This window comes from Pseudoalteromonas shioyasakiensis, assembly GCF_001550135.1.
In the GTDB taxonomy this organism is placed as follows: Bacteria; Pseudomonadota; Gammaproteobacteria; order Enterobacterales; family Alteromonadaceae; genus Pseudoalteromonas; species Pseudoalteromonas shioyasakiensis.
Genome location: NZ_LRUE01000015.1, coordinates 688,108 through 701,253, shown reverse-complemented (window position 1 = coordinate 701,253; position 13,146 = coordinate 688,108). Strand labels below are relative to the sequence as shown.

Below are 13,146 nucleotides of genomic sequence, written 5' to 3'. Positions count from 1 at the left end.
CTCATTAGTGCTCGTTGGGAAACAAACACGCAGGCTCCCTATAGCCTGCGTATTTGTGTGGACTTCCCAGAGATTACCCTACGCTCTGTAAGTGAAATAGAAGAGTATTCTTTTAAAGAAAATACATAACAAGCCGCTAAATACTTATTTTCACTACCTGGCTAAAATTTATAAATTTTAGCCACTTCGCGCCTACAACAGGCTTGCGGAGCGTTACGATTAAATCCTCGATCGCACCTTTGTCCATAAACGAGCTATGCCCTTAAGACTCTGCCCATACCGAAAACTCATCTAGTCACCATAAAACCCCTCACTTATTTCGTCACATAGCTTGGTTCGATAGATAATCCCAGTGCATTAGTTCTGTAATATCTCTCTTGGAGAATCTTAACTACTTTTAAACTTGATCCAGATCAAAGAAACTTCATTCGCAGCAATCTATATTACGCGGCTGCAATTTTCGCTGCTTTTTGAAATCTATATTAGCTTTTAAAGGCAATACTCCATCATCGTGCTTAAAGGTGTGTCATGGCATTACTCATCAATAACAAATGTATTAACTGTGATATGTGTGATCCTGAGTGCCCGAATGAGGCTATATATATGGGCGCGAAGATATATCAAATAGATCCAAATAAATGCACTGAGTGTGTTGGACATTACGATAATCCTACATGTGTGAGTGTGTGTCCTATTGATTGCATTAAGCCAGATCCAAATCATCGTGAAACTTTAGATGAGCTGGCTGAGAAATACGTTAAATTGACCTCTCAAGTTTCTTAGTTAAATTACTTTTCTTAATTCTTTTTCCTTATTTTAAAGTAGCGCCCTGCGTTAATTGTTCTACAATTTTATGAACAACAACACGTTAATAAAAAATCAGGGCGTTTTATGTGGTTTAGTAAATCCTTACAAGCTGAAATTGATGCGTTAAAAGCTGAGCTTTATCCGCTAAAAGATCTCACTTCGGGTATTGATGAAGAGATGTTGGTGCTTAGGCTGCGTGCTGATGGCACGATGGCTTATATTAACCAGAACTTTTTAGATGAATTAGGCTACTCGCACAACCAGCTAATTGACTCGCCCTTCCAAGATATTATTACTGAACAATCTCGAAATACTGACCAATTTAAAGACTTAAAAAACGCCATTGAAAATCAGCAGCATGGAGTAGGGCACTTACAAATAACTCGCTATGATGGCAAGCTTGAGTGGCTCCGTTTGATTGCACACCCGGTACACACAGAGCAAGGCGAACTTAATTACTTTGCTATTTACGGCACTGTGCTTACCGATGCAATTTCTACTTCTCGTGAACAGCGCGATACTATTAATGCTATCTATCGCTCGATGGCGGTTATTGAGTTTGACCTTGAGGGCAAGGTTATTAACGCAAATGAACCGTTTTTAGAGAGTATGGGTTATAAAAAAGATGAGATCGTTGGCAAGCATCATAGTATGTTTTGTGAGCCTGAACTTGCTGAGTCAGCTGAGTATGAGAAGTTTTGGCAGCGCTTAAAGCGTGGTGAGTTTGTTGTTGATCGCTTTAAACGTGTTGACCGTCATGGCAATGAAGTGTGGCTTGAAGCTTCATACAACCCCATTTCAAATGATTTTGGTGAGCTTTACAAAGTGATGAAGTTTGCCACTGTGATCACTGAGCAAGTTAATCGTGAACAGGCAATTTCACAAGCGGCCGAAATTGCGTATGGCACATCAACTGAGACCGATAAACTGGCTCAACAAGGGGCTGAGGTGTTACAAAACACCATGACGGTGATGAATGAATTAGCCCAGCAGATGGAGCAAGCAGCCCAAGAGATTTCAGCTCTTGATAAACAGTCACAACAAATTGCAGCCATTGTGCAAAGTATAAGTAGCATTGCGGAGCAAACGAACTTGCTGGCGCTAAACGCAGCAATTGAAGCCGCTCGTGCCGGTGAGCAAGGTCGAGGTTTTGCGGTGGTTGCTGATGAAGTCAGACAGCTTGCTTCAAGAACCTCAAAAGCCACCGAAGAAATTGTTGAAGTGGTAAATAATAATCAGTCACTTACGCAAAATACAGTAAAGGTTATTGAGCAAGGTAAGGTGAAAGCTGAACAAGGCGTGTCTTTATCAAATGAGTCTGGTCAAGTGATGGAAGACATACAGCACGGTGCCCAGCAAGTGGTTGATGCAGTAGGGCAATTTGCTAATCAACTGAATCAGTAATCTTTTTCATACTAGGTTTTAAGCCGAGTAAACTATCTATGTTTATATTGGGTTTTACAATAACCACGGGATATATCTGGATGGCGTAGTTTTAAGTGTTTGGTTTGCCTACCCGCTGCGCGTTTTCGCCAAAGTTTAAAACTCGAAGGTGTTAATTGCTCACGCATTAGCGCGATAACGTTTTTTTCGTTTAATCCAAACTGTTGGTTTATTGCTTCAAACGGGGTTCTATCTTCCCACGCCATCTCTATGATGCGTGATATTTCATGATCTAAGTGCTGCATTTCGGCTCCTTTTTATAGCCTATACGTATTTGCAGCAGGTTTAGATTATAAGATATCGTGTTGCCAGTGCTCTGCTAAAAAGTCGATGAACGCTCTCACCACATTTTGTTGGAAGTTACGCGATAAGTACACCGCCCATAAGTGAGAGCCCATAGTAGTGTGCTCTGGCAGTACTTTTACAAGCTCACCTGATGCCAAATAGTCATTGGCGAGATCACATGGTAGGTGAGCTACCCCGATTCCTTGTTTTGCTGCTTTTAAAAGTACGCCCATATCGTTGGCAACAATGTTGCCCTTAACCGTGACTTTTTGTGTGTTGTCGTCGTGTTGAAATTGCCAAATAGTGTGTTTGTTATGAACAAGGCAATTGTGAACAGATAATTCACTCGGCTCATTAATCGGTGGGTTCGCAGCTAAATAATCGTTAGAAGCACATACGGCGGTTGCGATATACATTAGCTTACGGGCAATAAGACCTTCGTCAGGCTGGTGGATGTAGCGCAAAGCGATATCAACGCGGTCATCAACCAGCTGCGATAAACTATCTGAAAGTAACAGTTCAAAGCGCGTCTGTGGATGGCGTTTGGTAAACTCTTTAATGGCATCAAACAGTTTATGTTGGCCAAGCCCAATCGGTGAGGCAACGCGAATAGTACCCACTAATTCGTTGTTATGGCTATGCGCTCGGCTTTGTAAATCAGATACTTGATTTAATATTTGCTGGCAATAGCTAAGGGCTTCTTCGCCTTGAAGGGTTAAACTTACTTTGCGTGTTGTACGATGAAACAATCTTAAATTTAGCCACTTTTCAATATCTTGAATATGTCTAGAAACTTGTAATCGGCTTAAACCTAAATGCTCTGCAGCCTGAGTAAAACTGCCTGTACGGGCAACTTCGACAAAGCTAGTAATTGAATTGAGTTTATCCATTGGTATCTTAAAGTGAAACAATGTGTATCTATTTAGTGTATTTATCAGTAATTAGTGAACAAGTAAACTGCAATCATTGAAACAAACAACGGAGAATTCCTCATGAAATTAGCAGTTATTGGCGCAACAGGTTGGATTGGCAGCCACATTACTTCAGAAGCAATCGCACGTGGTCATCAAGTAAATGCATTAGTTAGAGACGTAAGTAAAGTAACTCAAGATAACGTTACTGTGACTGAATTTGATTTAACAAAAGACGATATCGCAACTGCAGCTGCAGGTAGTGATGTTGTTATTGCGGCAATTGGTGGTCGTGCTTTAGGTAACCATGAAATTGTTGCAAACACAGCAAAGCAATTATTAAACGCGCTTGCAGGTACAGGCACACGCATTTTATGGGTGGGTGGTGCAGGTAGCTTAGAAGTGGCACCTGGTGTAACACTGGTATCAAGCCCAGACTTTCCTGCTGAATACAAAGCAGAAGCCATAGCTCAAGGTGAAGCACTTGATGTATTTAGAGCATCAACAGCAGATACAGCTTGGACTTTTGTATCACCAGCTGCGGTCATTTACCCAGGTGAGTCAGAAGGCCCGTACCGTGTTGGTGGCGACAGCTTCTTTACTGATGCAAACGGCGAAAGCAAAATATCAGTCACTGATTATGCTAAAGCGATGCTTGATGAAGCACAATCGGCAGCTCATTTAAATCAACGTATTAGTATTGCTTACTAATAGCGAGCCTTTCTTCAGGCTCATAAAATGGTATTCTTTAGCGATGTGTTAAGTTACCTATTTAATTTATGAGCCTGTTATTTTCTATTGCACTTGCAACCATACCTGCCTTACCTGAACCCGTCGCGAACAACGCTGTAGCCAAAGTTGTTATTGATGAACAAGCATACTTTTTAAGCTTTATGGGCTTGAGCTCAGGCAAAGCACATACAGATGTTCACAATAAAGTGTGGGTCCTTAAAGTGGGCGATAAGGCGTGGCAAGCAGCTAAAGCCGTACCAAGTACGTTGCCTCTTAGTGGCCGCTTGGCGAGTACTGCGGTGGGTGTGGGTCAACATGCCTATGTATTTGGTGGGTATACCGTTAGCGCCGATCATCAAGAAATCTCTACACCCGATGTATATCGCTATGATGTGCTCTCTAATTCATATACGCAACTGGCCAATATGCCAGTGCCGGTGGATGACAGCGTGGCGCTTTCGTACCAGCAGCGTTATATCTATTTAGTCAGTGGTTGGCATAACGATGGCAATGTTAACTTAGTACAAGTGTATGATACGCAAACGGATACTTGGCAACAGGCTTCGCCATTTTTAGGTCAACCGGTGTTTGGCCAAGCGGCGGCAATTAGTGGAAACACTATATTGGTATGTGATGGCGTTAAAACACAGGCGAATGCTGATAAACGCCGTTCTTTCGCTGCGGTTGCACAGTGCTTAAAAGGTACGATTGATGCTGATAACCCATTAAAGATAGATTGGCGTACCGTGCCACACCCAACAGGTGTTGCCCATTACCGTATGGCAGCAACCAGTTTTAATGGCGACATTTATATGATGGGCGGCTCTGATAACCCATATAACTACAATGGTATGGGGTACGATGGTAAACCAGCGCCAGCGAGTGATCATGTTTGGCGCTTTGATGTTGATAAAAACACGTGGCAAGTGATGCCAAAAGCCGGTACCGCGAGCATGGATCATCGAGGTTTATTAGAGCACCAAGGAAGTTTGTATCGTCTTGGTGGTATGGATAATAATCAACAAGTGACAGCCGATGCACTTGGTTACAAGGTAAAGTTATCTCTATGAATACACTCTATATTACAGGGGCGGGAGTGAGTGCCGCTAGCGGTATACCGACCTTTCGTGGCGAGGATGGTTATTGGACCATTGGCAGCAAAAATTATACGCCGATGGAAATGGCAACGCGTGCTATGTACGAAAATAATCCCCGCGAATTTTTAGCTTGGTATTATCATCGTTTTGCAACCTATCGCCATCACGGTCCCAATGAGGTGCATCATTGGTTGAGTGATAAAAATCTCATTACGCAAAATATCGATGGCCTTGATGGTAAAGCAGGTAACACTGACTTTATTGCGATTCATGGTCGTTTAGATCAAATGACACTGTTTCACCATCAAGGTGACGATGTAATGGCTTTTAACGCGCCGTGGGATAAAGTCAACGAAGACAACCTCCACCACTCACTACTTGAGGTGTTCAATATTATTAATGAAAGCCCCAAGCTCAACGAGTCGTTTAAGCCTTACGTGTTGTTATTTGACGAATACTACACTGAGCTTTATCGAATCTCTGAGGCGCAACAGCGTATGCTTGATGCCGATAAAATCGTCTTTATTGGCACCTCATTTAGCGTCAATATTACCCAAATGGCACTCGATATTGCACGCAGTCAAGGCACGCCAATTGAAGTGGTTGACCCAGATCCTACTCATGTATTTCATCCTAATGTGACATATCACAAAATGACTGCACTTGAGTATGTTCAGCAGCAAGGGTAAAAATAAGGCGCTTATATTAAGCGCCTTATTTGATTAATTTTCAGCTTTTGTTTCTGTGATGTTTAACCTTGCTTGTAAGGGATCCGGTAAAAACTCTGCAGTCCCTGATTTACTCATTTGCAGTATAAAAGATTCATCATTTTTATATGCTTGCCAAGTCGGTAAACCCGGGCCATTTGGTGTGCCTAATTTAATAAAATTCGTCACATAACGGTGCACTATTTTAGCGGCTTGCTTATCTTGCTCAGTGGTGACATGACCATATTTCGCTGCCACAGTATTAAAAAAGTATGGAATTTCGCTAGCGTGCTCTGCACCAGGTTTATCTAAGGTTTGCGCCACATAACCAAAACGATACAAAAAGGCATCTTTCCCCATATCTGTCACACGTTTTGCAACGAACCTTGCAGGCTCTTGCATTAAAGCATCTTGACCAACTTGGTAATTGAGTAAAGGCAATGGCGTTTCGCCGCTTGCATCGTAAGTCATTTTTGCTTGTGTACTGTGTGGAGCAAAACTTGCGAATAACGCCTCTTTAGAAGCAAAATTAGCAAAGCCTAAATCCATATCTGTTGTGCCAACCATGGTCGCAACATGGCTAAATGTGCCTTTACTCAAGCGCGCTTCAGTCGCCGAATTGATGATGGTGCCATCAATAATTGGCCCGCCAACGTACGTAGGTTCAACATCATTTTGTCGGTTTAATGTGCTCAGATTTAGGTCATCAACCACGTCTTCGGCAGATAACTCACGTAGTGCAGCAAGGGCATTTTCATCACTGCCTAAAATGGTGTGTTGCTTGGCAAAGTTTTCGCCAATTTTTTCGGCGCTTAATACGGTGTCATCATCACTAGTTAGAGGCAACTGCTTAAAAAGCTCTCGTCCGCCTGCTGACATAATAATCGCTTGCTGGAATAAGCCATTAGCAGCAGGGGTTTGCATCATCGCATGTACCGATGCGCCCCCCGCAGATTCACCCATGAGTGTTACTTTTGCAGCATCACCACCAAATTGAGCGATATTTTGTTTAACCCATTCTAGAGCCGCAATTTGATCCATTAAAGCGTAGTTGCCCAGTGCATCGTTCTCAAAACGACTAAGAGCAGGGTGCGCAAAAAAGCCAAATCGGCCTAGGCGATAATTAAAGCTAACAAAAATAACCCCTTGTTTAGCAAAGCTCTCACCTGAATAAACAGCGGGTGATGCGCCACCGTTTACAAAGCCACCACCGTGTATCCAAACCACAACAGGGTAAGGGGTATCGCTGTGTTTAGTGGGTTTAAATACATTTAAATAAAGGCAATCTTCCGAAGGGGTTGTTGTAAGCGGTGCTGCATCGGCTGCAAATGGTTTTTGCATACAGTCAGGCGCATAATCGTTAAGTACTTTTACATCTTGCCACTTAGGCACAGGCTCTGGTGCTCGCCAGCGTAACTCTCCCACCGGAGGTGCAGCATACGGAATGCCTTTATAGGCAATAAAACGCCCTTCTTTTTGCCCTTGGATAAGCCCGCCAGTGACGGCGATTTGATCTGATTGAGGTTGTTCTTGGCAGCCTTGCAAAAATACAGCAGAGCCTAATAGAAAAGATGAGTAAAAAATCGATTTGAGAATACGCGAGGTCATAACAAAGCCTAGGCTGTTTAGGTAAGGCTTATAATATTATATATTTGCTCAATGTTTAAGAAGAAAGCGCTTGAGTGTTAGAACTGGCAGTTGGTTAACCTGTTAATCATTAAGAAAAAAGAACCATTTTGTAATTCTATTTCTTGTGCTACTGAGCTAATATTTATTTAACTACCCTAATAACTGGTGTTTCAATGTGGTTTAGTAAAAATAAAGATCAACTCATTGATGCCTTGCAGCATGATGTTGATAAAAGTCAGCAATATTTAGCTGGGATCAGAGAAAATATTGCTTATATCGAATTTACACCAGATGGAACTGTTCTCGAAGCCAATGATTTGTTTTGTAAAACAATGAAAGTGCAAGCTGGCGATATTATTGGTCAGCATCATAGTAAGTTTTGTGCGCCTGAATATAGCAGCTCAAAAGAGTATCAAACGTTTTGGCAAGATATTGCTAGAGGCCAAGCAAAGTCAGGGGTTTTCTCGCGCATAAATGGTGCCGGCGAAAATATTTGGCTGCGTGCAACCTACTTTCCGGTACGCGGTGATGATGGCAAGGTGCGCTGTGCAATTAAGTTCGCTTCAGAAATTACTAAAGAAGTCGAAAAACTTGATGAAATGTCGGCAATCTATGATGCCGTTAATAAAAGCACCGCGATGATCCGCTTTACGCCGGATGGTCATATTATTTCTGCAAATGATAATTTCTTAAATGTTGTAGGTTACAGTCTTGCTGAAATCCAAGGTCAGCATCACAAACTGTTTTGTTATGACGACTTTTATCAAAAGAACCCCAACTTTTGGCAAGAGCTTGCTAACGGGCGCATTTTCTCTGGGCAATTTTCTCGTAAAAAACGTGATGGCAGCCCGCTTTACTTAGAGGCAACCTATAACCCTATTTTTAATAAACAGGGTAAAGTGACGCAGATCATTAAGTTTGCATCTGATGTCACTGCCAGAGTTAACAGCACCGAAGAAGTTAAACATGCAGCTGAAAATGCCGGCCACACGTCTGAAGAAACCTCGCAAGTCGTGACTAATGGTCAGCAGCGAATTTTAAGTAGTGTTGCGTCTTCAAAAAAAGTGAGCGAGCAGGTTCATCAAACCCGCGAACTGTCGGATGTTTTAGCGCAGCAGTCATCACAAATAGGTGAAATTGTAACCACCATTAATAGCATCGCAGAGCAAACAAACTTACTTGCCTTAAATGCAGCGATTGAAGCTGCCAGAGCCGGGGAGCATGGCCGCGGCTTTGCGGTGGTTGCCGATGAAGTAAGAAATTTGTCGCAACGTACTTCTGTGTCGACCAGTGAAATATCAGGCTTAATTGGTAAGACGCAAGAAATCGCAGCAAAAATGACGGCTCTTATCGAAGAAATCGAAGCTCTGTCTGGCGAGTCTCAGCAAAATGTTGAAGAAGTCAGCATGATCATGGAAGACATTAAAACCGGTGCGGATAAAGTGGTGGATCAAATATCCGAAGTAATTATTCGTTACGATACATTATAAACAACAAAAAGCCCGCAGTGCGGGCTTTTGATGGGGTATGCCAATATTATTCAGAAACAGTGAAAGACACGTCTAAGTCTTCACCCGATGTTACTGTAATTGGTTTTACTTGATAAAGCGTAAATGCTTCGTCTTGCGTTTCAACGTCATCGATATGTGCTGCACAGGTATAAGCAAGTTGATAATCACCAGGTTGAATGAACGCAAGTTCAAATTCGTATTGGTTATCTTCGCTATCGAAAACAACATCCGCCGTTGCAAGAGGTGCATCTAATGGTGTTTCATCTTCGTTAACTTCATAGTTGTCCATTGGCATTTCAACATCGCTGCTATATAAGTAAACAGCATGACCGAATGAGCCATCTTCCAGTGCGATATCGATATTATCAGTTTCACAGTTAGCGATAAGTACATCGCTTACAGTGCCTTCGATATCTTCAGATTCAGCAAGGTTTTCTAAGCGAACACCGCGTGGTTTTAAGAAGATCTCATCACTATTTTGTGGATCAACTAGTGACTTTTTAAGGTCAAATTCAATAACAAACTCGTTACCAGCTTGGTTTAGGGTAAAACCATCAAGTTGAATTTCACCGATACCATCGTTGCCTTTACGTTTAACAACCAGTGGTGCAATGCTGTCATCTTCGTAAACAACATGCGAAGTCATGGTTAAATCGTTTGTGTCACCATTGATGACATCTGCACGGATCCATTGATATTCACCCGCAGCTACTTCTTCATCTTCTAATAAAGAAAATACATCATCACCTGTGTAGTCTAATAAATTAACCATTTCAGGCATGGTTTCATCATCATCTTCACGGGTCTCAAAAGTGAACTCTTCACCACCTTGGGTTTTCAATGTGATTGAATCAAACACAACATTTACAGCTTTTAAACCTGTTACAGGTGCATCAGACACACCTAACGTGAACTGTGCAGTTTGCGGCTGAGGATCAACCGAATCGTTCTTGTCGTCATCTGAGCCACAACCAACAAGTGCAAATAAAACGGCGCTGCTAAGTAATGTAGTTTTAAAGTTCATCATTTCTTCCCTTTGTGTTCTAAAAATTTACTAATAGTGTAATAACTAAAACTTAATGTAACTTGAATTGCTAATGATAAGTTTCGATCAACACCTTTGTACCTTTTATGTAACAAGCTGAAAGTGAGAATAAAATAAATGCTAATTTAGCGTGCTTTTAGGTAAATCCATTTTTCTTCCACATTTTGCTGACACCATCGCAAAAAATAAAAATCTAGGAACAAAAATGAAGGTCATTGATTTAGAAAAGCGCTATGAGTTTAGGGGATGGGCACTGCTAGCTGCATTTAACGTAATCTTATTTGTGGGATTCATTTATAGCTCATCAGAAGTGAGCAGCTTACTTTTTAGTTTTTTACTGTGCACTGTTTCATTACTATTAGCGCTGTTGGTGTTTAATTCAAAGCGTAATTTAACGGTGTGTCGCCATGGTGTGCATTACCGTAATTTATTTGGACAATGCCGTCATATGCATGCAAGACAAGTGCAGTTTATTCACCATTACTCATTTTTTGGTTTGCGCTTAGTACTTATTATGGGCGAAAAGTATATTTGTATTGCGCCTTTTTATAGCCTTAATGACAAACATCAACAGCGTCTAAAGCGCTACGATAATGATTTGTTCGATTGGTTAAAGAACTTACAAAAGACCAATGATTTTTGTTAAGCAGGCTGCAATGCCTGCCTAACCATCAATCAGTTATTAGGTTTTATAACGGCTTACATTTTGTTCTAACTGCGTTGCCGTGTCTGTTAGTTCATGCATGTATGACGTTGCTACATCGGTATCATTAGCGGTTTTGTTAGCAATATCGACAATGGTCGTCATGTTTTGATTAATCGCTTCAGACACTGACGTTTGCTCTTCAGCGGCTGTGGCAATTTGTGCATTTTGTGATGTGATGGTGTTAACCGAAAGCAGTACTTCATTAAGCGCTTTTTCGACTTCGCCTGCCTCATTAACACTGGTTGCACTGCCAGATTTGATTGACTGCATAATGCTATTTACAGTTGTTGTTCCTTGCTGTACTTGCTCAATCATTGCCTCTATTTCATGAGTACTATCTTGCGTGCGTTTTGCTAGAGTTCGCACTTCATCAGCCACCACTGCAAAACCACGACCCGCTTCACCTGCTCGGGCAGATTCAATAGCCGCGTTCAGTGCCAGTAGATTAGTTTGCTCGGCAATGTTTCTGATCACATCAAGCACACTACCAATTTGACTCGATTGTTGATTAAGCTGATCCACCGCATTAGCCCCTTCATCAACTTGTTTGGCAAGGCCATTAATCACCTTTATAGCAATCAGTAATTGATTGTTAGCTTGTTTTACTAAATGATCGGCATGTTCAGCAGCGGTTGAGGCCTCTTGGGCGCTGCGGGCAACTTCCATTGACGCCGCCGACATTTCGTTTATTGCGGTTGCAACTTGCTCACTTTCTTCATGTTGGCGATTAATACCTGCGTGCATGTTAGCAAGTAGCTCGTTGAGTTTGTGTGACGCTTGATTCATCGATTGCGATGATTGGCGTATATCAATAACCATTTTACCAACGTCATCAGCAAAGCGGTTAAACGAGCTGCCAAGCTTGCCAAGCTCATCGTCTCGTTTCACCATTAAACGCTGGGTTAAATCGCCATCACCTTGTGATATATCGTTCATTGCGAGTACGGTTGTGTGCAGTGGGCTAGTAATACTGCGCGATACCACCACTGCAATCGCTGCGGTAATTGCAACTGCGAATATTGAAGCGATAACTGTGTTTATAAAGGCATTATCGATACCTTCATTAACCCGTTGTTCTGTTACTGCAACTTGTTGCTCAAGGCCACTGATCCAAAAGCCGGTTCCGAGCACCCAATTCCATTTTGGTACCAAAGCGGCATAGCCGAGTTTAGGGTTTACACTGCCGTTGGTATTTTTCCAAGAATACTGCACATAACCACCGCCTTTCTTCGCAGCATCAATCAGCTCTCGTATCAGATAAACCCCATTAGGATCTTTAAAATCATAAAGGTTTTTACCCTCAAGTGAGGCGTTAACGCCATGGGCAATATTGATCCCTTTTACATCATAAACAAACACATAACCTGTATCGCCAGCATCATCAAAACGCAAATTTCGCAAAATACTTTTTGCTTGGTTTTGCAGCTGTTCAGTATTAGAGCCATCATCTTGTGCGATGAGATGAGCAATCGAACTCATGGCAATTTTTTGATAGTTACTGACCTCGGCCTTTCGGTCGTTTTCCATTTGTGTAGCAAAACTTTCAACGGTTTGTGCACCACTGTGTTTTGACTGCACATAGTTGTAGAGTGTCAGCATAATTGCAATGAGTAGGGGGGGAAGTAGGGCTAGAAAGAGTACCCGTTGCTGTATTGATAGCGCCATTTATCGCTCCTAATAAAAATCCGCAGTACTAGTTTAGTACGTTTAAAGATTTTTATTAGTCGACTTTATGATTATATCAATTGGCTATAAAAGCAGATCTAGGCGACCTGCTTATAAAAATACACCGTTGCGTCAAATTCACCGGAGGAACTTTTCGCAAAACCAGGAATCGTGCCAGCTTCAATGTAATCGAGTTTTCGATACAAATATGAAGCAGTGTCACCTTGGCGGGTATCAAGTACGAGTAATTGAATTCCTAAGATACGGGCGTCGGTTTCTAGGCTATTCATCAATTGTTTTGCAATTCCTTTGCCTTGATATTCGCTGTGTACCATGAGCTTTTCTACCTCGCCGCGGTGAGCGCCATTGGCTTTAGCGCACAAAGAAAGCTGCACTGAGCCAATCACCGTATCACCATCAAGGGCAAGGTAAAGCCTACGGTAAGGCGTTGCTAAATCGCCATCGACCCCTTGCCAGTAGTCATGTGCTGACTGTAATGATAGCGGAGCTATAAAGCCGATTGATGCGCCACTGGCAACGCTATCAATCAGTAAACTATTGAGTGATTTAGACACCCCTTTAATAGAGTGTACTGCTTTAATTTTCAT

The 13,146-nt window shown here is 42.0% G+C and carries 13 protein-coding genes; 7 read left to right on the top strand and 6 right to left on the bottom strand.

The window, feature by feature from the left end; genetic code table 11:
* The first annotated feature begins 528 nt into the window (after positions 1 to 528).
* Both PASHI_RS12345 and PASHI_RS12340 read left to right on the top strand, forming a co-directional pair.
* On the top strand, positions 529 to 783 hold the full coding sequence (locus PASHI_RS12345) for a YfhL family 4Fe-4S dicluster ferredoxin (RefSeq protein WP_062565833.1): 255 nt from the start codon (positions 529 to 531) through the stop codon (positions 781 to 783).
* A 108-nt stretch (positions 784 to 891) separates the two neighbouring features.
* On the top strand, positions 892 to 2,211 hold the full coding sequence (locus PASHI_RS12340) for a methyl-accepting chemotaxis protein (RefSeq protein ID WP_062565832.1): 1,320 nt from the start codon (positions 892 to 894) through the stop codon (positions 2,209 to 2,211).
* 32 nt (positions 2,212 to 2,243) lie between these two features.
* On the opposite strand, the gene PASHI_RS12335 is transcribed toward PASHI_RS12340, so the two are convergent.
* A complete protein-coding gene (locus tag PASHI_RS12335; RefSeq protein WP_062565831.1) occupies positions 2,244 to 2,495 on the bottom strand; it encodes a TIGR03643 family protein in 252 nt (83 codons plus the stop codon).
* Between the two features lie 45 nt (positions 2,496 to 2,540).
* A complete protein-coding gene (locus PASHI_RS12330) occupies positions 2,541 to 3,425 on the bottom strand; it encodes a LysR family transcriptional regulator (RefSeq protein ID WP_062565830.1) in 885 nt (294 codons plus the stop codon).
* Positions 3,426 to 3,527: 102 nt separating this feature from the next.
* Between PASHI_RS12330 and PASHI_RS12325 the strand changes: the two genes are divergently transcribed.
* The 3 genes from PASHI_RS12325 to PASHI_RS12315 all read left to right on the top strand — a co-directional run bounded on the left by PASHI_RS12325 (position 3,528) and on the right by PASHI_RS12315 (position 5,964).
* On the top strand, positions 3,528 to 4,157 hold the full coding sequence (locus tag PASHI_RS12325) for an NAD(P)-dependent oxidoreductase (RefSeq protein ID WP_062565829.1): 630 nt from the start codon (positions 3,528 to 3,530) through the stop codon (positions 4,155 to 4,157).
* A gap of 68 nt (positions 4,158 to 4,225) precedes the next feature.
* Positions 4,226 to 5,248 (top strand): Kelch repeat-containing protein, encoded by a 1,023-nt coding sequence (locus PASHI_RS12320; RefSeq protein WP_062565828.1) that lies wholly within the window; start codon positions 4,226 to 4,228, stop codon positions 5,246 to 5,248.
* On the top strand, positions 5,245 to 5,964 hold the full coding sequence (locus PASHI_RS12315) for an SIR2 family NAD-dependent protein deacylase (protein ID WP_062565827.1): 720 nt from the start codon (positions 5,245 to 5,247) through the stop codon (positions 5,962 to 5,964). Before PASHI_RS12320 ends, PASHI_RS12315 begins: the two co-directional genes overlap by 4 nt.
* A gap of 33 nt (positions 5,965 to 5,997) precedes the next feature.
* Here the strand turns inward: PASHI_RS12315 and PASHI_RS12310 are convergent, their stop codons facing one another.
* Positions 5,998 to 7,590: a carboxylesterase/lipase family protein gene (locus tag PASHI_RS12310; protein WP_062565826.1), complete on the bottom strand. Its 1,593-nt coding sequence runs from the start codon at positions 7,588 to 7,590 to the stop codon at positions 5,998 to 6,000.
* Between the two features lie 194 nt (positions 7,591 to 7,784).
* Between PASHI_RS12310 and PASHI_RS22345 the strand changes: the two genes are divergently transcribed.
* Positions 7,785 to 9,101 (top strand): methyl-accepting chemotaxis protein, encoded by a 1,317-nt coding sequence (locus tag PASHI_RS22345; RefSeq protein WP_062565825.1) that lies wholly within the window; start codon positions 7,785 to 7,787, stop codon positions 9,099 to 9,101.
* 46 nt (positions 9,102 to 9,147) lie between these two features.
* On the opposite strand, the gene PASHI_RS12300 is transcribed toward PASHI_RS22345, so the two are convergent.
* Positions 9,148 to 10,146, bottom strand: a complete 999-nt coding sequence (locus PASHI_RS12300; RefSeq protein WP_062565824.1) for a DUF4382 domain-containing protein — start codon at positions 10,144 to 10,146, stop codon at positions 9,148 to 9,150.
* Positions 10,147 to 10,372: 226 nt separating this feature from the next.
* On the opposite strand from PASHI_RS12300, the gene PASHI_RS12295 reads away from it, so the two are divergent.
* Complete coding sequence (locus PASHI_RS12295) at positions 10,373 to 10,813, top strand: hypothetical protein (protein ID WP_062565823.1); 441 nt, start codon at positions 10,373 to 10,375, stop codon at positions 10,811 to 10,813.
* 36 nt (positions 10,814 to 10,849) lie between these two features.
* Here PASHI_RS12295 and PASHI_RS12290 read toward each other — a convergent pair whose 3' ends face one another.
* Both PASHI_RS12290 and PASHI_RS12285 read right to left on the bottom strand, forming a co-directional pair.
* A complete protein-coding gene (locus PASHI_RS12290) occupies positions 10,850 to 12,538 on the bottom strand; it encodes a methyl-accepting chemotaxis protein (protein ID WP_062565822.1) in 1,689 nt (562 codons plus the stop codon).
* A gap of 98 nt (positions 12,539 to 12,636) precedes the next feature.
* Positions 12,637 to 13,146 (bottom strand): GNAT family N-acetyltransferase, encoded by a 510-nt coding sequence (locus tag PASHI_RS12285; RefSeq protein ID WP_062565821.1) that lies wholly within the window; start codon positions 13,144 to 13,146, stop codon positions 12,637 to 12,639.

Coding starts and splice junctions, on each gene's coding strand:
- PASHI_RS12340 (WP_062565832.1), top strand. CDS start 892: ATGTGGTTTAGTAAATCCTTACAAGCTGAAATTGATGCGTTAAAAGCT.
- PASHI_RS12345 (WP_062565833.1), top strand. CDS start 529: ATGGCATTACTCATCAATAACAAATGTATTAACTGTGATATGTGTGAT.
- PASHI_RS12320 (WP_062565828.1), top strand. CDS start 4,226: ATGAGCCTGTTATTTTCTATTGCACTTGCAACCATACCTGCCTTACCT.
- PASHI_RS12335 (WP_062565831.1), bottom strand. CDS start 2,495: ATGCAGCACTTAGATCATGAAATATCACGCATCATAGAGATGGCGTGG.
- PASHI_RS12330 (WP_062565830.1), bottom strand. CDS start 3,425: ATGGATAAACTCAATTCAATTACTAGCTTTGTCGAAGTTGCCCGTACA.
- PASHI_RS12315 (WP_062565827.1), top strand. CDS start 5,245: ATGAATACACTCTATATTACAGGGGCGGGAGTGAGTGCCGCTAGCGGT.
- PASHI_RS12310 (WP_062565826.1), bottom strand. CDS start 7,590: ATGACCTCGCGTATTCTCAAATCGATTTTTTACTCATCTTTTCTATTA.
- PASHI_RS12285 (WP_062565821.1), bottom strand. CDS start 13,146: ATGAAAATTAAAGCAGTACACTCTATTAAAGGGGTGTCTAAATCACTC.
- PASHI_RS12300 (WP_062565824.1), bottom strand. CDS start 10,146: ATGAACTTTAAAACTACATTACTTAGCAGCGCCGTTTTATTTGCACTT.
- PASHI_RS12325 (WP_062565829.1), top strand. CDS start 3,528: ATGAAATTAGCAGTTATTGGCGCAACAGGTTGGATTGGCAGCCACATT.
- PASHI_RS22345 (WP_062565825.1), top strand. CDS start 7,785: ATGTGGTTTAGTAAAAATAAAGATCAACTCATTGATGCCTTGCAGCAT.
- PASHI_RS12295 (WP_062565823.1), top strand. CDS start 10,373: ATGAAGGTCATTGATTTAGAAAAGCGCTATGAGTTTAGGGGATGGGCA.
- PASHI_RS12290 (WP_062565822.1), bottom strand. CDS start 12,538: ATGGCGCTATCAATACAGCAACGGGTACTCTTTCTAGCCCTACTTCCC.